Origin of the sequence: Shigella sp. FJ200513, from assembly GCF_040495915.1 — a bacterium.
Taxonomy (GTDB): domain Bacteria; phylum Pseudomonadota; class Gammaproteobacteria; order Enterobacterales; family Enterobacteriaceae; genus ECMA0423.
Genome location: NZ_JBDYCV010000073.1, coordinates 1 through 20,850, shown reverse-complemented (window position 1 = coordinate 20,850; position 20,850 = coordinate 1). Strand labels below are relative to the sequence as shown.

Here is a 20,850-nt window from a genome sequence, read left to right as displayed (position 1 = left end):
AGTGGTAAAGGAGAGGCCCTGGAAATACCCCACAGCCCCGAAAAAGAGCCAGTCAGTTGCTTAACTGACTGGCATTAGGCCAAAGGGTCCCGTTTTTTTCGCCATCATTTCGGAAAAGTGTCCAGAAGGGGCAAGGGGACTCGGGGAGTATAATTTCGCCATTCAGAAAGAATGGAAAGAATAATGCAAAATAGAAAATGGATTTTGACCTCGCTGGTAATGACTTTTTTCGGCATCCCAATACTGACGCAATTTTTTGCAGCGGTTATTGCCATGCTGGGGGCTGGGCTTGCCGCTATTCCTGAGGTTTGCAATTTACTCTTTACGCCAACAATTTACCTTCTGCTCAATATTTTTATGCTGACGCTGGGCGCATTAATGCTATTTTTCTCGGGGCGAGTGGGGAACGTGCCTGAGTTTTGTTACGTTGGGTATGATGGCGTGGGCTTTGCGGTAATTTCCTGAATTAAAAAGTAGGTTAGATTTTTGACAAAGTGCGCTTTGTTCATGCCGGATGCGACGTGAACGTCTTATCTGGCCTACAAGACCATGCAAATTCAATATATTGCATAAACCACGTAGGCCTGATAAGCGTAGCGCATCAGGCAGTTTTGTGTTTGTCATCAGTCTCAGGCCAGATTGAAATCTGACCTGATCACCTTACGTTAATTTACGACGCCAGCGACAACTTCTGCTGCGTATATTCCACCAGCCACTGACTCACACGAGATTGTTGATCCGCATTCAGCCACATGCCTTGTTTTGTGCGACGCCACAGGGCATCGTCGGTGCGGCGGACCCATTCGTGATCCACCAGGTATTTCAGTTCCGCTTCGTAGAACTCATGACCGAAATCTTCCCCGAGATCGCTTACCGTTCCCGCATTGCCGAGCAGCAGCTCGCTGTTGCTGCCGTAAGTGCGCGTGTAGTGACGTGCCAGCGATTCAGTCAGGAACGGGTAACGGCGGCGCAGGCGAGCGGCGTAATCGTCGCGGTCGCCTTCAATGGCACCACCCGGCAGCACGCTCTCTTTCGTCCACGCCGGGCCAATACCCTGATAATACGGCGTCAGTTTTTCCAGCGCATGTTCTGCCAGTTTTCGGTAGGTGGTCAGCTTACCGCCGAATACCGACAGCAGCGGTGCTTTGCCGTTTTCATCATGGATATCAAGGGTGTAATCACGGGTAATGGCTTGCGGCGAGTCGGACTCATCATCACACAGCGGACGCACACCGGAGTAGGTCCAGACGATATCGTCACGGCTTAGCTGCTTTTTAAAGTGCGCGTTATACACTTTCAGCAGGTAATTGATTTCACTCTCTTCAATCTTCACTGCTTTCGGATCACCTTTGTATTCCACATCGGTGGTGCCGATGATGGAAAACTCGTCCATCCACGGGATCACGAATACAATGCGTTTATCTTCGTTTTGCAGAATGTAGGCCTGCTTTTGGGTATGCACGCGCGGCACCACAATATGGCTGCCTTTGATCAGGCGAATGCCATAAGGCGAAGGCAGATGCATCCCCTCGTCGAAGAACTGTTTCACCCACGGGCCGGTGGCGTTAACCAGGCCGCGCGCTTGCCAGCTATATTTTTTGCCGGTATCGATATCTTCCGCTTCCACAATCCACAGGCCGTTTTCGCGGCGAGCAGAGGTGGCGCGAGTCCGAGTAAGCACTTCGCCGCCTTTACGCACCACCATCTGGGCGTTGGCGAGTACCAGACGGGCGTCGTCTACCCAACAGTCAGAATATTCGAATCCGCGCTTAATTTCCGGTTTTAACACTGAATTTGCGCCAAAACGCAAACCAGTTGATCCCGGCAGGCTGGTGCGTTTACCCAGATGATCGTACATAAACAGACCAATGCGAATCATCCACGCCGGGCGCAGATGCGGACGATGTGGCAGGCGAAAACGCATCGGGAAGGCGATATGCGGAGCCATTTTCAGCAGCACTTCACGTTCAGCCAGCGCCTCGCTGACCAGGCGGAATTCATAGTGCTCAAGGTAGCGCAGGCCACCGTGAATGAGTTTTGAACTGGCGGAAGAGGTCGCGCAAGCGAGATCCTGCGCCTCCAGCATCAGCACGGATAAACCGCGTCCAGCGGCGTCTGCCGCGATACCAGCACCATTGATGCCGCCACCTATCACAATCAGATCTTTGGTTTCCATGCTGCCCTCATTCACTTTCGTTAAAGCTCATAAATGTTCGTTATCGAACATATTAGCAAAGAATCGCGCTTTGGGTAACATTGAAAAAACATTTTAGAGTGATATGTATAACATTATGGCGTTTATCTGCCGCTTCGACGTAAACTGTGCGGTAAATTTGCCCACTTGTTTGTAAAGAAAGAGAGACGCATGGATCAGTTCGAATGTATTAACGTTGCCGACGCGCACCAGAAGTTGCAGGAAAAAGAGGCGGTGCTGGTCGATATTCGCGATCCACAGAGTTTCGCTATGGGGCATGCGGTGCAGGCTTTCCATTTAACCAACGACACGCTGGGCGCGTTTATGCGTGATAACGACTTTGACACTCCGGTGATGGTGATGTGTTATCACGGCAATAGCAGCAAAGGGGCGGCGCAGTATCTGCTGCAACAGGGCTACGATGTGGTCTATAGCATTGACGGCGGCTTTGAAGCCTGGCAGCGACAGTTTCCCGCAGAGGTGGCGTACGGCGCGTAACGCTTTATACTGTCCCCTTTTGTGTGGAATAAGCGACAGCAACGATGTTGATGATTACCTCTTTTGCTAACCCCCGCGTGGCGCAGGCGTTTGTTGATTACATGGCGACGCAGGGTGTTATCCTCACGATTCAACAACATAACCAAAGCGATGTCTGGCTGGCGGATGAGTCCCAGGCCGAGCGCGTGCGGGCGGAGCTGGCGCGTTTTCTCGAAAACCCGGCAGATCCGCGTTATCTGGCGGCCAGCTGGCTGGCAGGCCATACCGGCAGTGGCCTGCATTATCGCCGTTATCCTTTCTTTGCTGCCTTGCGTGAACGCGCAGGTCCGGTGACCTGGGTGATGATGATCGCCTGCGTGGTGGTGTTTATTGCCATGCAAATTCTCGGCGATCAGGAAGTGATGTTATGGCTGGCCTGGCCATTCGATCCAACACTGAAATTTGAGTTCTGGCGTTACTTCACCCACGCGTTAATGCACTTCTCGCTGATGCATATCCTCTTTAACCTGCTTTGGTGGTGGTATCTCGGCGGCGCGGTGGAAAAACGCCTCGGTAGCGGTAAGCTAATTGTCATTACGCTTATCAGCGCCCTGTTAAGCGGCTATATGCAGCAAAAATTCAGCGGGCCGTGGTTTGGCGGGCTTTCTGGCGTGGTGTATGCGCTGATGGGCTACGTCTGGCTACGTGGCGAACGCGATCCGCAAAGTGGCATTTACCTGCAACGTGGGTTAATTATCTTTGCGCTGATCTGGATTGTCGCCGGATGGTTTGATTTGTTTGGGATGTCGATGGCGAACGGAGCACACATCGCCGGATTAGCCGTGGGTTTAGCGATGGCTTTTGTTGATTCGCTCAATGCGCGAAAACGAAAATAATTCCAGGGATTTATAAATGAAACAAACACAACGTCACAACGGTATTATCGAACTGGTTAAACAGCAGGGTTATGTCAGTACCGAGGAACTGGTGGAGCACTTCTCCGTCAGCCCGCAGACTATTCGCCGCGACCTCAACGAGCTGGCAGAGCAAAACCTGATCCTGCGCCATCATGGCGGCGCGGCGCTGCCTTCCAGTTCGGTTAACACGCCGTGGCACGATCGTAAAGCCACCCAGACCGAAGAAAAAGAGCGCATCGCCCGCAAAGTGGCGGAGCAAATCCCCAATGGCTCGACGCTGTTTATCGATATCGGCACCACGCCGGAAGCGGTGGCGCACGCGCTGCTCAATCACAGCAATTTGCGCATTGTCACCAACAATCTCAACGTTGCTAACACGTTGATGGTAAAAGAAGATTTCCGCATTATTCTCGCCGGTGGCGAATTACGTAGCCGCGATGGCGGGATCATTGGCGAAGCGACGCTCGATTTTATCTCCCAGTTCCGCCTTGATTTCGGCATTCTGGGGATCAGCGGCATCGACAGCGACGGCTCGCTGCTGGAGTTCGATTACCACGAAGTTCGTACCAAGCGCGCCATTATTGAGAACTCGCGCCACGTTATGCTGGTGGTTGACCATTCAAAATTTGGCCGTAATGCGATGGTCAATATGGGGAGCATCAGCATGGTTGATGCCGTCTACACCGACGCCCCGCCGCCAGTAAGCGTGATGCAGGTGCTGACGGACCACCATATTCAACTGGAGCTGTGCTGATCCTGCACGGCTTCCCACGTCAGACCAAAACGCGCCAGGTATTTGCGTAGCCGATCCGCGTCATTGACGCTGGCTTTGCCCTGGCGCGAAACATCAAAAAGCTGTCGTCCGGCAGCAGAAAGCGACTTTGCCTGGCGGCAGATAGCGATAACGTGTTCCAGTTGCATACGGTCGAAGAGATCGATGTTTTCTGCCTCTGCGCCCAGCAACGCCGTAAGCGCGGAGGGGCGGCTCTCCTGCCAGTTATAGCGCAGACGGTTTATCTCATCTTCCACCACGTCCAGAGTGATGCGTCCGCTAGTGGCAAAGGTGGCCATCCGCGTGACGCTGGCAGAAAGTTCGCGAAAGTTACCGCGCCATGTTGCCTGGGGAGATGTTGCAAAGGCCAGCCAGGCACGCCGCGCTTCGGTGTTAAAACGCACGCTGTCACCAGTGAGTGTGGCGTGGCGCTCCACTTCATAATCCAGGTTCGGTTCAATATCTTCCTGGCGCTGGCGTAGACCCGGCAGGGTGAAGGTCCAGAGATTGATCCGCGCGTACAGATCTTCGCGGAATTTGCCTTCGGCAACCAGCTGGCGCAAATCGCGCACCGTTCCGGCGATAAGCTGAAAATCACTGCTCACCTGGCGATCGCTGCCAAACGGGTAAAAGGTTTTCTCTTCAATAGCTTTCAGCAGCATTGCCTGTTCGTCTGCGCCCAGTTCGCCAATCTCATCAAGAAACAACATTCCGCCGTTGGCGCTGCGTAATAATCCTTCACGAGATTCCCGCGCCCCGGTAAACGCGCCTTTCACATGACCAAACAGCGTCGACATCGCGGTATCGCCGCGCAGGGTGGCGCAGTTCACTTCCACAAACGCGCCGCTAAACTGATGCCGTGCCTGTTTTAACTCGAAGATGCGTCGCGCCAGAAATGACTTACCTGCGCCGGTCGGGCCGTTAAGCAGAATCGGCGCGCGGGATTTAATCGCCACTTTTTCGATCTGCTCAATCATGCGGTTGAAGTGGGGGTTACGCGTGGCAATACCGGATTTGAGGAAATCGAGCGTTTGCTGCCGTTCCTCGGCAAAGCGGCTGGCGATGGCGTTATAACGGCTTAAATCGAGATCGATAATCGTCACTTCACCTGGGCCGCGCGGCTGTTCTTTTTTGCGCGGAGTTGAAGATTGTATCAACCGGGCGGGTAGATAACGCGCTTCCGCCAGCAGAAACCAGCAAATCTGCGCGACGTGGGTGCCGGTGGTGATGTGAATTAAATAGTCTTCTTTTTCTGGCTGAAACTCGTAACCACGGGCGAAATCATGCAGGCAGGCGTAAACCTCTTCGAAATCCCACGGGTTATGCAGTTCAATCTCAACGCCCACCACTTCTGTTTCTGGCGAAACGCTGGCGATATCGCGTTTAAGCGTTTCAAATAGCGAGCGCGAGCGGGCATCGTGCAATAATTCCAGTCGATCGATGACCAACGATTCTTGCTGGTATATACAGAGTGACGGACGCCATTTTGACCAGCGCTGACTGCCGCGTCCGGCATAATCCAGCACGGTACCGACAAAGCCAAAAGCCACTGTTTTACGCATCTTAGATATCCTTATAAAAGGCGATATTTCATTATCGGTAAATCGGCTTTGCGGGAAATCTCCGTTTACGGATATAAAGATATAATCTTTTTAGAAACAATAAATTAATCTGCTTATTTAATTTTCTGGCACGACGGTTGCAATTATCAGGACCGCAAACAACGAAAAGAGAAAAACAAAATGAATTACGAATTACTGACCACTGAAAATGCCCCGGTAAAAATGTGGACCAAAGGCGTGCCGGTAGAAGCCGATGCGCGTCAGCAACTTATTAATACGGCGAAGATGCCGTTTATTTTCAAACATATTGCGGTAATGCCTGATGTACACCTGGGTAAAGGTTCCACCATTGGTAGCGTGATCCCGACCAAAGGGGCGATTATTCCGGCGGCGGTGGGCGTGGATATTGGCTGTGGAATGAACGCGCTGCGTACCGCGTTAACGGCGGCAGACCTGCCTGAAAACCTGGCGGAGCTGCGTCAAGCGATTGAAACGGCCGTACCACACGGGCGTACTACCGGGCGTTGTAAACGTGATAAAGGCGCATGGGAAAACCCGCCTTTTAACGTCGATGCGAAATGGGCTGAGCTGGAGGCCGGTTATCAGTGGTTAACGCAAAAATATCCGCGTTTCCTTAACACTAACAACTATAAACACCTGGGAACGCTGGGAACGGGTAACCACTTTATTGAAATCTGCCTTGATGAGTCGGAGCAGGTGTGGATTATGCTGCACTCCGGTTCACGCGGAATTGGTAACGCCATCGGGACTTACTTTATCGATCTGGCGCAAAAAGAGATGCAGGACCAACTTGAGACGTTGCCGTCGCGTGATCTGGCGTACTTTATGGAAGGTACGGAATACTTTGATGATTACCTAAGAGCCGTGGCCTGGGCGCAGCTTTTCGCCAGCCTTAACCGCGATGCGATGATGGAAAATGTGGTAACGGCGTTGCAGAGCATTACGCAGAAAACGGTCAGACAGCCACAAACGCTGGCGATGGAAGAGATCAACTGTCACCACAACTATGTGCAAAAAGAACAGCTCTTTGGTGAAGAGATCTACGTGACGCGTAAAGGTGCGGTGTCTGCGCGTGCTGGTCAATATGGAATTATTCCCGGTTCGATGGGAGCAAAAAGCTTTATCGTCCGTGGGCTGGGAAATGAAGAGTCGTTCTGTTCGTGCAGCCACGGTGCCGGGCGGGTAATGAGCCGAACTAAAGCGAAAAAACTGTTCAGCGTGGAAGACCAAATTCGTGCCACCGCGCATGTGGAATGCCGTAAAGATGCCGAAGTGATCGACGAAATCCCGATGGCGTATAAAGATATTGATGCGGTGATGGCGGCACAAAGCGATCTGGTGGAAGTTATCTACACCCTGCGTCAGGTGGTGTGCGTAAAAGGATAAATGATGAAAAGGATGATTGCGCTGGATGGCGCACAGGGCGAAGGCGGCGGGCAGATCCTGCGCTCGGCGCTGAGCCTGTCGATGATAACCGGCCAGCCATTTACCATCACTGGCATTCGAGCCGGACGGGCGAAACCGGGGCTGCTGCGCCAGCATCTGACCGCGGTAAAAGCGGCTGCGGAAATTTGTAGGGCAACGGTGGAAGGCGCGGAGCTGGGATCGCAGCGTCTGGTCTTCCGGCCTGGCACCGTGCGCGGCGGCGATTACCGCTTTGCTATCGGTAGCGCCGGAAGTTGTACGCTGGTGCTGCAAACGGTGCTGCCCGCGCTGTGGTTTGCCGATGGACCTTCGCGTGTTGAAGTGAGCGGCGGCACCGATAACCCGTCGGCGCCGCCTGCGGATTTTATCCGCCGGGTGCTGGAGCCGCTGCTGGCGAAAATAGGAATTCATCAGCAAACCACGCTGTTACGTCACGGTTTTTATCCTGCCGGAGGCGGTGTGGTGGCAACGGAAGTCTCGCCCGTGGCATCGTTTAGCACCTTGCAACTTGGCGAGCGCGGGAACATTGTGCAGATGCGTGGAGAAGTTCTATTAGCTGGTGTGCCGCGCCATGTTGCTGAGCGTGAAATCGCTACACTGGCGGGGATTTTTTCCCTGCATGAACAGAATATTCATAACCTGCCGCGCGACCAGGGGCCGGGTAATACCGTCTCGCTGGAAGTCGAAAGTGAAAATATCACTGAACGCTTTTTCGTCGTCGGTGAAAAGCGCGTCAGTGCCGAGGTGGTAGCCGCGCAGTTAGTGAAAGAGGTGAAACGCTACCTGGCAAGCCCAGCGGCGGTGGGGGAATATCTCGCCGACCAACTGGTACTGCCGATGGCGCTGGCGGGCGCGGGAGAATTTACGGTCGCCCATCCTTCATGCCATCTGCTGACCAATATCGCGGTGGTGGAGCGTTTCTTGCCGGTGCGGTTTGGTTTGATAGAAACAGATGGCGTAACGCGGGTGAGTATTGAATGATGTAAAGATGTAAACCGGATCCAATGCATTATCCGGCTAAACTCACACCCCATAACCCATCATCTTCAGCAGTTTCTGCGCGTGCTGCACGGCAGCCTGACGGTGGGCGACGCCGAGTTTTTGGTACAGATTGCGGATATGCGTCTTGATGGTGGTTGCCGCCACTTCCAGTTCGCCCGCAATTTGTTCATTGCTGTAACCGGAGTAGATCAGCCCCAGGACCTGCCATTCACGTTGGGTCAACGGGCTGGTGCGGATTAGTTCTGGCACTTCCGGATGATTTAGCAGACGTTCAACGAAATTCTCATCGAAATGGGCGAATTTATGCCGATGATGTTGATTGATTTCTCGCAGAATACGCTGCGCGCGATGCTGTTCCAGTTCCGGCAGCGTATTAAGTTGAATCAGCTGGCGCAGTTGTTGCGCCATCGCTTCGCCTTCGATGACAAAATGACTGATAAATCCGGTGCGATTCGCCAGTTTTAATGCGTCCAGCAACACGCGCTGGGCGTCACTTTTACGTCCGGCCTGCCAGTACAGTTGATTAAGCAGCAACAGGTTACGGTTGAGATCGCTCATCAACCGCAGACTGCGGGCATTTTCATTGAGTTCTTCGAGAACAATTTCCGCAGGTTCAAACTCGCCCAGCAAGATTTGTGCGCGGGCAATGTTGCGCCATTGACCTTGCAGGAAGTGGTTGTTCGCAAACTCCGGTTTAGCCGTATGACGCAACCAGTTGGCAGCGGCGGCTTTATCGCCGGTCATTTGCCAGTAAATCACCCGGACTTTGTTGGCGTTAGAGATCCAGTCGCTGTGATATTTGCCATTCCCCAGCAGGTTTTCCAGACGGTTCAACTGGCTACGGGCGTTATCTAAATCACCACGGGCCAGCGAGCATTGAATCAACATTGCCAGGCACTGAAGCTGTTGCTGTGGCTGATAAGACGACAAGACTTCAATCCCGCTACGCGCCGACGCTTCGGCTTCATCCAGCCGTGCCCAGGCCCATAACAGTTGTGCTCGGATGCGCACCAGAAACTCATGCATTGGCAGCTGTTCCAGATGCTGCTCGTTGATCAGCTGGAACGCTTTTTCCTGCGTTTCCCACGCGGTTTGCAGGAACCCTTGGGCAAACAGAATTTCACTTTGCTGAATTAAACTCCATAAGGCGTAGTGCCAGACGTCGTGCTGGCGTGCCATCTGTTCGGTTTGCTGCACTAGCGCCAGTGAGCGGGTCAATTCGCCTTTGCAGTGCAGCACTTCACCCAGCACCGAGGTTGCCACAATGCGGCTATAGAACCAGCCCGGCGGCAGCTCTTCCAGTGCCAGTTTTGCCAGCCGTTCCGCTTCATCCTGATTACCATCGTTAATCGCCACCTGGGCGCGCAGAGCGTTAAATTCTGCATGCATGGTGCCTTCTCTGATGTCCTTGATTTCATGTTCAGCACGGGCTAGCAGGGTGTTAACTTCGCCATAGCGATGTTGGCTTTGCATTAGCCACGCCTGCAATAACACTAACTGCGGATTTTCCAGCAAACTGTCCCACGGCAGGGCCTTAAGCGACTCTTCCAGCAGCGACAGTTCGCTATGGTTGAACAAACTCCAGGCGTGATTAAGCAGAATATCGCGCAGCATCAGCGCATCGCCTGCCGCCAGCGCATGATGAATCGCTTCGCTGGGAAATCCCTGGGCCATCCAGCTTTCTGCGGCGGCACGGTGGATTTCCGGCAGCTCCGCCGCCAGTTCCCACTGGCAGCGCTGGCGCAGGAAGTTGCCAAACAGCGGGTGATAGCAGAACCACTCGCCGGTATCATCCATCCGCTGTAAAAACAGCCCCTGACGCTCAATCTCTTCGAGACGCATTTGCCCGTTTTCTTCGCCGGTCACACGGGTGATGAGGGCATCGTTCATTGAGCGCAAAATGGCGCTTTTCAACAGAAAATGGCGCGTTGCGAGATCGACGTTATCCAAAACCTCATCGACCAGATAATCCGAAAGATGGCTGGCATTGATTCCCGCCAGGCGGCGTGCCGACTTATGGGCTGAGTGGGTATTCTGCCGGGCGGAGAGGGCGATTAGATATAGTGCCGTCGCCCAACCGGAAACGTCATCGCAAATCCGACTGCTTTCTGCGGCTTCAATCGGCGATGACAGACGGCAATCAAAAAACTGCTTCGCTTCCTGATGGGTAAATGCCAGTTGCTGACTGCCAATTTCCAGCAGTTGGTCACGAACACGCAGATTGGCAATGCCCAGTTGCGGAAGGTTGCGTGACAACACCACCAGGGTGAGATTTTCTGGTTGATGGCGAATAAAGAAGCGCATTGACTCGTGGATCACTGGATTAGTGATCAGATGATAGTCATCGATGACCAGATAAAGTGGGCTATGCCATTCCGCCAGCTCAATGAAAAGCTGGGCGAAGAGTGACGTCAGGCTGGCATATTGCCGTTTTTGCTCCATCGTCTCACATATCGCACAGTGACCGTTGGTTGCCTGCTGCACGGCGGCAATGAGATAGCTGGCGAAACGCTCTTGCTGGTTATCACCTTCATCCAGCGAGTACCAGCCGATATCGTTTTTGCCTGCCGCCCACTGGGAAATGAGGGTGGTCTTTCCGTAGCCCGCAGGACTCGTGATCAGCGCCAGCCGGAAGTTGTTCGCGCCGGAAAGTTTAGCCAGCAGGCGCTCACGAACCACGGTATGGTCGAGTCGAACCGGACGACTTAGTTTTGACGGAATCAGCATAGTTAATCACTTCACTGTGGAAAATGAGGAAATATTATTTTTTTTGCGCTTCGTAATTAATGGTTATAAGGTCGGCCAGAAACCTTTCTAATGCAAGCGATGACGTTTTTTTATGTGTCTGAATTTGCACTGTGTCACAATTCCAAATCTTTATTAACAACTCACCTAAAACGACGCTGATCCAGCGTGAATACTGGTTTCCCTTATGTTCATCAGATTCATTTAAGCAAGGGTTTCTTCTTCATTCCTGATGAAAGTGCCATCTAAAAAGATGATCTTAATAAATCTATTAAGAATGAGATGGAGCACACTGGATATTTTACTTGTGAAACTGTTTCACTCCTTTACTTAATTTATAGAGTTACCTTCCGCTTTTTGAAAATACGCAACGGCCATTTTTTGCACTTAGATACAGATTTTCTGCGCTGTATGGCATTGATTTGCTGCTAATCCTGTGGTTTGCACTAGCTTTAAGTGGTCGAGATCACATTTCCTTGCTCATCCCCGCAACTCCTCCCTGCCTAATCCCCCGCAGGATGAGGAAGGTCAACATCGAGCCTGGCAAACTAGCGATAACGTTGTGTTGAAAATCTAAGAAAAGTGGAACTCCTATGTCACAACCTATTTTTAACGATAAGCAATTTCAGGAAGTGCTTTCACGTCAGTGGCAGCGTTATGGCTTAAATTCTGCGGCTGAAATGACTCCTCGCCAGTGGTGGCTGGCAGTGAGTGAAGCACTGGCCGAAATGCTGCGTGCTCAGCCATTCGCCAAACCGGTGGCGAATCAGCGACATGTTAACTACATCTCAATGGAGTTTTTGATTGGTCGTCTGACGGGCAACAACCTGTTGAATCTCGGCTGGTATCAGGATGTACAGGATTCGTTGAAGGCTTATGACATCAACCTGACTGACCTGCTGGAAGAAGAGATCGACCCGGCGCTGGGTAACGGTGGTCTGGGACGTCTGGCGGCGTGCTTCCTCGACTCAATGGCAACTGTCGGTCAGTCTGCGACGGGTTACGGTCTGAACTATCAATATGGTTTGTTCCGCCAGTCTTTTGTCGATGGCAAACAGGTTGAAGCGCCGGATGACTGGCATCGCAGTAACTACCCGTGGTTCCGCCACAACGAAGCACTGGATGTGCAGGTAGGGATTGGCGGTAAAGTGATGAAAGACGGACGCTGGGAGCCGGAGTTTACCATTACCGGTCAAGCGTGGGATCTCCCCGTTGTCGGCTATCGTAATGGCGTGGCGCAGCCGCTGCGTCTGTGGCAGGCGACGCATGCGCATCCGTTTGATCTAACTAAATTTAACGACGGTGATTTCCTGCGCGCCGAACAGCAAGGCATCAATGCGGAAAAACTGACCAAAGTTCTCTATCCAAACGACAACCATACTGCCGGTAAAAAGCTGCGCCTGATGCAGCAATACTTCCAGTGTGCCTGTTCGGTAGCGGATATTTTGCGTCGCCATCATCTGGCGGGGCGTAAACTGCACGAACTGGCGGATTACGAAGTTATTCAGCTGAACGATACCCATCCAACTATCGCGATTCCAGAACTGCTGCGCGTGCTGACCGATGAGCACCAGATGAGCTGGGATGACGCCTGGGCCATCACCAGCAAAACTTTCGCTTACACCAACCATACCCTGATGCCAGAAGCGCTGGAACGCTGGGATGTGAAACTGGTGAAAGGCTTACTGCCGCGCCATATGCAGATTATTAACGAAATTAATACTCGCTTTAAAACGCTGGTGGAGAAAACCTGGCCGGGCGATGAAAAAGTGTGGGCCAAACTGGCGGTGGTGCACGATAAACAAGTGCATATGGCGAACCTGTGTGTGGTTGGCGGTTTCGCGGTGAACGGTGTTGCGGCGCTGCACTCGGATCTGGTGGTGAAAGATCTGTTCCCGGAATATCACCAGCTATGGCCGAACAAATTCCATAACGTTACCAACGGTATTACCCCACGTCGCTGGATCAAACAGTGCAACCCTGCACTGGCGGCTCTGTTGGATAAATCACTGCAAAAAGAGTGGGCTAACGATCTCGATCAGCTGATCAATCTGGAAAAATTCGCTGATGATGCGAAATTCCGTCAGCAATATCGCGAGATCAAGCAGGCGAATAAAGTCTGTCTGGCGGAGTTTGTGAAAGTTCGTACCGGTATTGAGATCAATCCACAGGCGATTTTCGATATTCAGATCAAACGTCTGCATGAGTACAAACGCCAGCACCTGAATCTGCTGCATATTCTGGCGTTGTACAAAGAAATTCGTGAAAACCTGCAGGCTGATCGCGTACCGCGCGTCTTCCTCTTCGGCGCGAAAGCGGCACCGGGCTACTACCTGGCGAAGAATATTATCTTTGCGATCAACAAAGTGGCTGACGTGATCAACAACGATCCACTGGTTGGCGATAAGTTGAAGGTGGTGTTCCTGCCGGATTATTGCGTTTCGGCGGCGGAAAAACTGATCCCGGCGGCGGATATCTCCGAACAAATTTCGACTGCAGGTAAAGAAGCTTCCGGTACCGGCAATATGAAACTGGCGCTCAATGGTGCGCTTACTGTCGGTACGCTGGATGGTGCGAACGTTGAAATCGCCGAGAAAGTCGGTGAAGAAAATATCTTTATTTTTGGTCATACCGTGGAACAAGTGAAGGCTATTCTGGCCAAAGGCTACGACCCGGTGAAATGGCGGAAGAAAGATAAGGTGCTGGACGCAGTATTGAAAGAGCTGGAAAGCGGTAAATACAGCGACGGCGATAAGCATGCCTTCGACCAGATGCTGCACAGTATCGGCAAACAGGGCGGCGATCCGTATCTGGTGATGGCGGATTTCGCAGCCTATGTTGAGGCACAAAAGCAGGTGGATGTGCTGTACCGCGACCAGGAGGCCTGGACTCGCGCGGCGATCCTCAATACCGCCCGCTGCGGTATGTTTAGCTCGGATCGCTCTATTCGCGATTATCAGGCTCGTATCTGGCAGGCAAAACGCTAAGGAAGCTCGATGGAAAGCAAACGTCTGGATAATGCCGCGCTGGCGGCGGGGATTAGCCCCAATTACATCAATGCCCACGGTAAACCGCAGTCGATTAGCGCCGAAACCAAACGGCGTTTGCTTGACGCGATGCATCAACGTACCGCCACGAAAGTGGCGGTAACGCCAGTCCCGAATGTCATGGTTTATACCAGCGGCAAAAAAATGCCGATGGTGGTGGAGGGCAGCGGCGAATATAGCTGGCAGCTGACCACCGAAGAAGGAACGCAGTACAAAGGCCATGTAACGGGGGGCAAAGCGTTCAATCTACCGACGAAGCTGCCGGAAGGTTATCACACGCTAACACTCACCCAGGACGACCAGCGCGCGCATTGCCGGGTGATTGTCGCCCCGAAACGTTGTTACGAACCGCAGGCTTTGCTGAATAAACAAAAGCTGTGGGGTGCCTGCGTTCAGCTTTATACGCTGCGATCGGAAAAAAACTGGGGTATTGGGGATTTTGGCGATCTCAAAGCGATGCTGGTGGATGTGGCAAAACGTGGCGGGTCGTTCATTGGCCTGAACCCGATTCATGCGCTCTATCCGGCAAATCCGGAGAGCGCCAGCCCATACAGCCCGTCTTCTCGCCGTTGGCTGAATGTGATTTATATCGACGTTAACGCCGTTGAAGATTTCCATCTTAGCGAAGAGGCTCAGGCCTGGTGGCAGTTGCCGACCACGCAACAGACGCTGCAACAGGCGCGCGATGCCGACTGGGTCGATTACTCCACGGTTACCGCCCTAAAAATGACAGCATTACGAATGGCGTGGAAAGGTTTCGCGCAACGTGATGATGAGCAGATGGCCGCGTTTCGCCAGTTTGTTGCAGAGCAGGGCGACAGCCTGTTCTGGCAGGCTGCCTTTGATGCGCTACATGCCCAGCAAGTGAAAGAGGACGAAATGCGCTGGGGCTGGCCTGCATGGCCAGAGATGTATAAGAACGTGGATTCACCAGAAGTGCGTCAGTTCTGCGAAGAACATCGTGATGACGTCGATTTTTATCTCTGGTTGCAGTGGCTGGCTTACAGCCAGTTTGCCGCCTGCTGGGAGATAAGCCAGGGCTATGAAATGCCGATTGGCTTGTATCGTGATCTGGCGGTTGGCGTAGCGGAAGGTGGGGCGGAAACCTGGTGTGACCGTGAACTATATTGCCTGAAAGCATCGGTTGGCGCGCCGCCGGATATCCTCGGCCCGTTGGGGCAGAACTGGGGATTACCGCCAATGGACCCGCATATCATCACCGCGCGTGCCTATGAACCGTTTATCGAGCTGTTGCGTGCCAATATGCAAAACTGCGGCGCATTACGAATTGACCATGTGATGTCGATGCTGCGTTTGTGGTGGATACCGTATGGCGAGACGGCAGATCAGGGCGCGTATGTTCACTATCCGGTGGATGATCTGCTCTCGATTCTGGCACTCGAAAGTAAACGTCATCGCTGTATGGTGATTGGTGAAGATCTCGGTACCGTACCGGTAGAGATTGTTGGTAAGCTGCGCAGCAGCGGTGTGTACTCTTACAAAGTGCTCTATTTCGAAAACGACCACGAGAAGACGTTCCGTGCACCGAAAGCGTATCCGGAGCAGTCGATGGCGGTTGCGGCGACACATGACCTGCCAACGCTGCGTGGTTACTGGGAGAGCGGGGATCTAACGCTGGGCAAAACCCTGGGGCTGTATCCGGATGAAGTGGTACTGCGCGGTCTGTATCAGGATCGCGAACTGGCGAAGCAAGGGCTGCTGGATGCACTGCATAAATATGGTTGTCTGCCAAAACGTGCCGGGCATAAGGCATCGTTGATGTCGATGACGCCGACGCTGAACCGTGGTTTGCAGCGCTACATTGCCGACAGTAACAGTGCTCTGTTAGGACTACAGCCGGAAGACTGGCTGGATATGGCCGAACCGGTGAATATTCCTGGCACCAGTTACCAGTATAAAAACTGGCGACGCAAGCTTTCCGCAACGCTTGAGTCGATGTTTGCCGATGATGGCGTGAACAAGTTGCTGAAGGATTTGGACAGACGGCGCAGAGCTGCAGCGAAGAAGAAGTAGAGTGCGGTTGATGTCGGATGCGATGCATCCGGCAGTCAGTGTTATCAAATCACCATATTCAGCAGCAGACAGCCTACCAGACCGCACACCGAGATAATGGTTTCCAGCATCGACCAGGATTTGATGGTCTCGCCGATAGTCAGGTTAAAGTACTCTTTGAACAGCCAGAAGCCCGGATCGTTCACATGAGAGAAAATCACACTACCGGAACCCACCGCAATAACCATCAGCTCTGGGCTAACACCCGTCGTTGCAATCAGCGGTGCCGCGATACCACCCGCAGTGATTGCCGCAACGGTTGCGGAACCCAGCGCGATACGCAGTACGGCAGCAATCGACCAGGCCATCAGCAGCGGAGAAATGTTGGTTTCGTGCATCATGGAAGCAATGTATTTGTCCACGCCGCTGTCTACCAGCACCTGCTTGAACGCACCGCCACCACCGATGATCAACAGCATCATCGCAATGATTTTGATGGAAGAAACCAGCGTGTCGTTAATCTGATCCATTGAACGACCACGGTTCAGACCAAAGGTGAACATCGCAATCAGCACGGCAATCAGCGTTGCCATTACCGGGTCACCGAGGAACTCCGCTACCGGCAGGAAAGCGTGACCTTTCGGCAGGATCATTTCGGCAATCGCACGCATCGCCATCAGCACAACCGGCACCAGAGAGGTCCAGACGCTGACGCCAAAGCTCGGCATCTCTTCTTCGCTGAAGGTTTTCGCGCTGTAGAGACCTTCCGGGATTGGCTTATCGATACCTTTCAACACGCGAGCGTAAACCGGACCGGCGAGAATCACGGTCGGGATTGCCAGAATAGTACCGTACAGCAGGGTTTTACCCATATCGGCATTGAAAATGGTGGCAATCGCAGTCGGGCCCGGATGCGGTGGCAGGAAGCCGTGGGTCACAGACAGTGCAGCCGCCATTGGTACACCAACATACAGCAATGGAATATTCGCGGAAGCCGCGATGGTAAACACCAGCGGCAGCATCAGCACGAAGCCCACTTCATAGAACAGGGCAAAACCAACGGTAAAACCGGTTAACACCACCGCCCACTGGATGTGCTTTTTACCAAATTTGGCAATCAGCGTGGTGGCGATACGTTGTGCGCCACCGCAGTCTGCCAGCATTTTGCCCAGCATTGCGCCAAAACCCATGATCAGGGCAAGGCTACCGAGCGTCCCGCCGACACCGGCTTTGATGGAGCCAATAACTTTATCCAGCGGCATTCCTTGCATTAATCCAACAGCAAGCGCCACGAGGACGAGAGCGATGAAGCCGTTCATTTTGAAGCGGATCATCAGGAGCAACAACAAGATTACACCGATAGCAACAATGACTAATGGCATGATTTACCTGGTCTTTCATTTGTTATGGGTAACGTCAATTTTCTGACGACAAACTCTAATTATCCCAATCGGGAACAGAGATATTGCGGCACCACGACTGATACCCACTAAAACTAATTATTGTAGTCAGATGTCAGGAGTATGTTTGGTACCCATGTGAATGATACGGGTAACATTTGGCGTTTGAGAATCACCAGAGCGGGGTAAATTTAAATTATGAGAGGTTGGTCATATTATCGCGGGGAAACGAAGGGAGGGATTTGCCAAAGCAATGCTGTGCCAACGTCTGGCACATGTTCAACGTAGGCCCGAAATGACGCTTTAGCGTCGCATCGGGCAATCTACAAAAGAGGGGATAACTTAGTAGTAGGAGTGTTCGCCGCGCTGGTGTTCGGTGAGATCGCGCACACCTTTCAGCTCCGGGAATTCGTTCAGCAGCTGCTTCTCGATCCCTTCTTTCAGCGTCACATCGACCATGGAACAACCGTTACAGCCGCCGCCAAATTGCAGAATGGCGTAACCGTCTTCGGTGATTTCCATCAGCGAAACGCGACCACCGTGACCAGCAAGCTGTGGGTTGATCTGCGACTGCAGCATATACTCCACGCGCTCCATCAGCGGTGCATCGTCTGCCACTTTACGCATTTTGGCGTTCGGGGCTTTCAGCGTTAACTGAGAACCCAACTGGTCGGTAACAAAGTCGATCTCTGCATCTTCCAGGTATGGTGCGCTTAACTCATCAACATACGCGGTCAGCAGGTCAAATTTCAGGGCAGTGTCGGTGGCTTCCACGGCATCCGGCGGACAATAAGAAACACCACATTCAGCGTTAGGCGTGCCAGGGTTAATCACAAATACGCGGATTTGTGTCCCTTCTTCCTGATTTGCCAGCAGTTTGGCAAAGTGCGCTTGTGCAGCATCGGAAATACGGATCATAGTAATGGCCTAATAGTTGACTATTTTAGTTGGTTATAATACGCCCATCATCGAGGCTCTACAAGGTTCGACAAAGGCACCAGACCTGGACAGTCGCCGCACCATTGCGTAAAAGCAACTGCGCAATCTCTGCGACGGTACTTCCGGTGGTAACGACATCATCCACAATCACCATATGGCGACCTTGCACGGGCAATTCAAGACGAAAGGCATTTTTCAGGTTGCGCTTGCGCAGCCGGGCACTGAGAAAATGCTGGGTCGCAGTGGCCCGTGTACGTGTGACGGCTTCGCTATCCCATTGGCAGTGCAACCAGCGTGATAACGGCTGACACAGCAAATCGCTCTGATTAAATCCCCGACGCCAGTGACGCCGCTGCCATAACGGAACGCTGATGATGCGATCCGGCAATTGCAACCCGGTGGTGCGACGAGCGTGTAAGACTTCCAATAGTAACAGACGTGACAGGGCGCTGGCGATTTCACTGCGCCGGGAAAATTTAAGCTGGTGGATAAGCGGACTTAACGGCGGCGCATAGTCGGCAACCGTGACCAGTCTTTGCCAGGGCGGCGGTTTTTGCAGGCAGCGACCGCAGGGAAGATGGGAGTGTGTGGCGGGTAATCCACATTGTGGGCATAACGTTTTATCTGTGCGGGTGGCGCGTGAACAGACCGAACAAATCCCCCAATGACCTAACGCCAGTGGCATTCGGCATAGCCAGCATAATCCCGGTACTGTTAGCATATGTTCATCCTTGTAAGTCAAAAGAGAACAATAGCGGATGAATAACATCTGGTGGCAGACCAAAGGTCAGGGGAATGTTCATCTTGTGCTGCTGCACGGATGGGGACTGAATGCCGAAGTGTGGCGTTGCATTGACGAGGAACTTAGCTCGCATTTTACGCTGCACCTTGTTGACCTGCCCGGCTTCGGGCGTAGCCGGGGATTTGGTGCGCTGTCACTTGCTGATATGGCCGAAGCCGTGCTGCAACAGGCACCTGATAAAGCCATTTGGTTAGGCTGGAGTCTGGGCGGGCTGGTGGCAAGCCAGATTGCGTTAACCCATCCCGAGCGTGTTCAGGCGCTGGTCACCGTGGCGTCGTCACCTTGTTTTAGTGCTCGTGACGAGTGGCCGGGGATAAAACCGGACGTGCTGGCGGGATTTCAGCAGCAACTCAGTGATGATTTTCAGCGTACAGTGGAGCGGTTCCTGGCGTTACAAACCATGGGGACTGAAACGGCGCGCCAGGATGCGCGGGCGTTGAAGAAAACCGTTCTGGCGTTACCGATGCCGGAGGTTGACGTGCTTAATGGCGGGCTGGAAATCCTGAAAACGGTCGATCTCCGTCAGCCGCTGCAAAACGTGTCCATGCCGTTTTTGCGATTGTATGGCTATCTCGACGGTCTGGTGCCGCGCAAAGTGGTGCCGATGCTGGATAAACTTTGGCCTCACAGCGAATCATATATCTTCGCCAAAGCGGCCCATGCGCCGTTTATTTCGCATCCGGTCGAGTTTTGTCACCTGCTGGTGGCGTTGAAGCAGAGGGTGTTGGTGGTAAGTGAGAGCTAATTATTGTGGGTCGATTAAATTCACCAGTTTACTGATAACTTCACTAATCAATTTTTCATCGGCAACGGTATGAAATTTAGCGCCACGGGCAATAAGATCGACGGCTTTTAGCTGGTGACAAAGTACAACGCCATGCAGGTTACCGGTTTGCGTATCACGGGGGAGGACGTTCACCGTCACCCCTGTGGAACGTGCTGCATTTGCCCCTGTTGAAATCGGGCAGCACATAGCAACTTTTAAAACATTGTTGAGTTTTTTGTCCGTTACCACAATGCAATAATGTGGCCCCTGAAGTTCATGCCCGGCAACCGGATCAGGGTTAAAATACCAGATCTCACCACGATGTGGCGTCCGTGCCTTTACCATGCTTCATTACCTTTTTTCCCTTCAGCCCATCCTTCTGTGGACTGATTTAGCTCCGTAATTTCGCTTTCATCGATTTGGCTCAACAACTGCGCGACGGTAAGACGCCCACGCGGTTTGTGCTCTGTGGCGCGCAAATTAACGCTATCGCCTTTTTTCTCCACGGTAAGCTCTGTGCCCGGTGACCAGCCAAGATCGATGGCAAGATCTCGTGGGATAGTAACGATCATGGCTCCTCCTTGTTGCCGTAATTTCACTGTCTGCATATCAGTTCCCTAAGTGCTACTTTGTGTTACATGCAAGATAGCACAAAGTAGCACTTAAGCAGGGTAGAGTATCTACTGACTCGCTGGATTTGCCCCTATATTTCCAGACATCTGTTATCACTTAACCCATTACAAGCCCGCTGCCGCAGATATTCCCGTG

At 52.7% G+C, this 20,850-nt stretch carries 18 protein-coding genes; 10 read left to right on the top strand and 8 right to left on the bottom strand.

Annotated elements, in window-relative coordinates; translation table 11 throughout:
* On the top strand, window positions 1-64 hold a 64-nt coding region (locus ABZJ92_RS22490), incomplete at its 5' end, for a hypothetical protein (RefSeq protein ID WP_369812015.1).
* A gap of 119 nt (window positions 65-183) precedes the next feature.
* Complete coding sequence (locus tag ABZJ92_RS14995) at window positions 184-465, top strand: hypothetical protein (RefSeq protein ID WP_001181212.1); 282 nt, start codon at window positions 184-186, stop codon at window positions 463-465.
* Window positions 466-670: 205 nt separating this feature from the next.
* Here ABZJ92_RS14995 and glpD read toward each other — a convergent pair whose 3' ends face one another.
* Complete coding sequence (glpD, locus tag ABZJ92_RS14990) at window positions 671-2,176, bottom strand: glycerol-3-phosphate dehydrogenase (RefSeq protein ID WP_000448142.1); 1,506 nt, start codon at window positions 2,174-2,176, stop codon at window positions 671-673.
* 189 nt (window positions 2,177-2,365) lie between these two features.
* On the opposite strand from glpD, the gene glpE reads away from it, so the two are divergent.
* Genes glpE through ABZJ92_RS14975 form a run of 3 tightly spaced genes read left to right on the top strand, consistent with a single transcriptional unit; the run spans window position 2,366 to window position 4,342 of the window.
* Window positions 2,366-2,692: a thiosulfate sulfurtransferase GlpE gene (glpE, locus tag ABZJ92_RS14985; RefSeq protein WP_000371928.1), complete on the top strand. Its 327-nt coding sequence runs from the start codon at window positions 2,366-2,368 to the stop codon at window positions 2,690-2,692.
* Window positions 2,693-2,736: 44 nt separating this feature from the next.
* On the top strand, window positions 2,737-3,567 hold the full coding sequence (gene glpG, locus ABZJ92_RS14980; protein WP_000928715.1) for a rhomboid family intramembrane serine protease GlpG: 831 nt from the start codon (window positions 2,737-2,739) through the stop codon (window positions 3,565-3,567).
* Between the two features lie 16 nt (window positions 3,568-3,583).
* Window positions 3,584-4,342, top strand: a complete 759-nt coding sequence (locus ABZJ92_RS14975; protein ID WP_000815099.1) for a DeoR/GlpR family transcriptional regulator — start codon at window positions 3,584-3,586, stop codon at window positions 4,340-4,342.
* Here the strand turns inward: ABZJ92_RS14975 and rtcR are convergent.
* Window positions 4,324-5,922 (bottom strand): DNA-binding transcriptional regulator RtcR, encoded by a 1,599-nt coding sequence (gene rtcR / locus ABZJ92_RS14970; RefSeq protein WP_001232890.1) that lies wholly within the window; start codon window positions 5,920-5,922, stop codon window positions 4,324-4,326. The two genes, ABZJ92_RS14975 and rtcR, sit on opposite strands and share 19 nt — an antisense overlap.
* 180 nt (window positions 5,923-6,102) lie before the next feature.
* On the opposite strand from rtcR, the gene rtcB reads away from it, so the two are divergent.
* Both rtcB and rtcA read left to right on the top strand, forming a co-directional pair.
* Window positions 6,103-7,329, top strand: coding sequence for an RNA-splicing ligase RtcB (gene rtcB, locus ABZJ92_RS14965; RefSeq protein ID WP_001105459.1), 1,227 nt, complete (start codon window positions 6,103-6,105; stop codon window positions 7,327-7,329).
* A gap of 3 nt (window positions 7,330-7,332) precedes the next feature.
* On the top strand, window positions 7,333-8,349 hold the full coding sequence (gene rtcA, locus ABZJ92_RS14960; protein WP_005052686.1) for an RNA 3'-terminal phosphate cyclase: 1,017 nt from the start codon (window positions 7,333-7,335) through the stop codon (window positions 8,347-8,349).
* A gap of 42 nt (window positions 8,350-8,391) precedes the next feature.
* On the opposite strand, the gene malT is transcribed toward rtcA, so the two are convergent.
* Window positions 8,392-11,097 carry an HTH-type transcriptional regulator MalT gene (gene malT / locus ABZJ92_RS14955; protein ID WP_000907008.1) on the bottom strand — a complete coding sequence of 902 codons (2,706 nt, stop codon included), beginning with the start codon at window positions 11,095-11,097 and terminating at the stop codon, window positions 8,392-8,394.
* 611 nt (window positions 11,098-11,708) lie between these two features.
* On the opposite strand from malT, the gene malP reads away from it, so the two are divergent.
* Together malP and malQ are read left to right on the top strand one after the other, a co-directional pair.
* Complete coding sequence (malP, locus tag ABZJ92_RS14950; RefSeq protein WP_000081930.1) at window positions 11,709-14,102, top strand: maltodextrin phosphorylase; 2,394 nt, start codon at window positions 11,709-11,711, stop codon at window positions 14,100-14,102.
* 9 nt (window positions 14,103-14,111) lie between these two features.
* A complete protein-coding gene (gene malQ / locus ABZJ92_RS14945; protein ID WP_000444369.1) occupies window positions 14,112-16,196 on the top strand; it encodes a 4-alpha-glucanotransferase in 2,085 nt (694 codons plus the stop codon).
* A 44-nt stretch (window positions 16,197-16,240) separates the two neighbouring features.
* Here malQ and gntT read toward each other — a convergent pair whose 3' ends face one another.
* The 3 genes from gntT to gntX all read right to left on the bottom strand — a co-directional run bounded on the left by gntT (window position 16,241) and on the right by gntX (window position 19,235).
* Window positions 16,241-17,557, bottom strand: a complete 1,317-nt coding sequence (gene gntT, locus ABZJ92_RS14940) for a gluconate transporter (RefSeq protein ID WP_001131758.1) — start codon at window positions 17,555-17,557, stop codon at window positions 16,241-16,243.
* Between the two features lie 360 nt (window positions 17,558-17,917).
* A complete protein-coding gene (gene nfuA, locus ABZJ92_RS14935) occupies window positions 17,918-18,493 on the bottom strand; it encodes a Fe-S biogenesis protein NfuA (RefSeq protein ID WP_000619389.1) in 576 nt (191 codons plus the stop codon).
* A 58-nt stretch (window positions 18,494-18,551) separates the two neighbouring features.
* A complete protein-coding gene (gntX, locus tag ABZJ92_RS14930; protein ID WP_000958727.1) occupies window positions 18,552-19,235 on the bottom strand; it encodes a DNA utilization protein GntX in 684 nt (227 codons plus the stop codon).
* A 37-nt stretch (window positions 19,236-19,272) separates the two neighbouring features.
* Here gntX and bioH point away from each other — a divergent pair, with 37 nt between their 5' ends.
* Window positions 19,273-20,061, top strand: coding sequence for a pimeloyl-ACP methyl ester esterase BioH (bioH, locus tag ABZJ92_RS14925; RefSeq protein WP_001060072.1), 789 nt, complete (start codon window positions 19,273-19,275; stop codon window positions 20,059-20,061).
* Here the strand turns inward: bioH and ABZJ92_RS14920 are convergent, their stop codons facing one another.
* Together ABZJ92_RS14920 and ABZJ92_RS14915 are read right to left on the bottom strand one after the other, a co-directional pair.
* Window positions 20,062-20,427, bottom strand: a complete 366-nt coding sequence (locus ABZJ92_RS14920) for a type II toxin-antitoxin system PemK/MazF family toxin (protein ID WP_000237588.1) — start codon at window positions 20,425-20,427, stop codon at window positions 20,062-20,064.
* Window positions 20,421-20,690 (bottom strand): AbrB/MazE/SpoVT family DNA-binding domain-containing protein, encoded by a 270-nt coding sequence (locus ABZJ92_RS14915; protein ID WP_011069541.1) that lies wholly within the window; start codon window positions 20,688-20,690, stop codon window positions 20,421-20,423. The genes ABZJ92_RS14920 and ABZJ92_RS14915 overlap by 7 nt, the downstream gene beginning before the upstream one ends.
* Window positions 20,691-20,850: the final 160 nt, after the last annotated feature.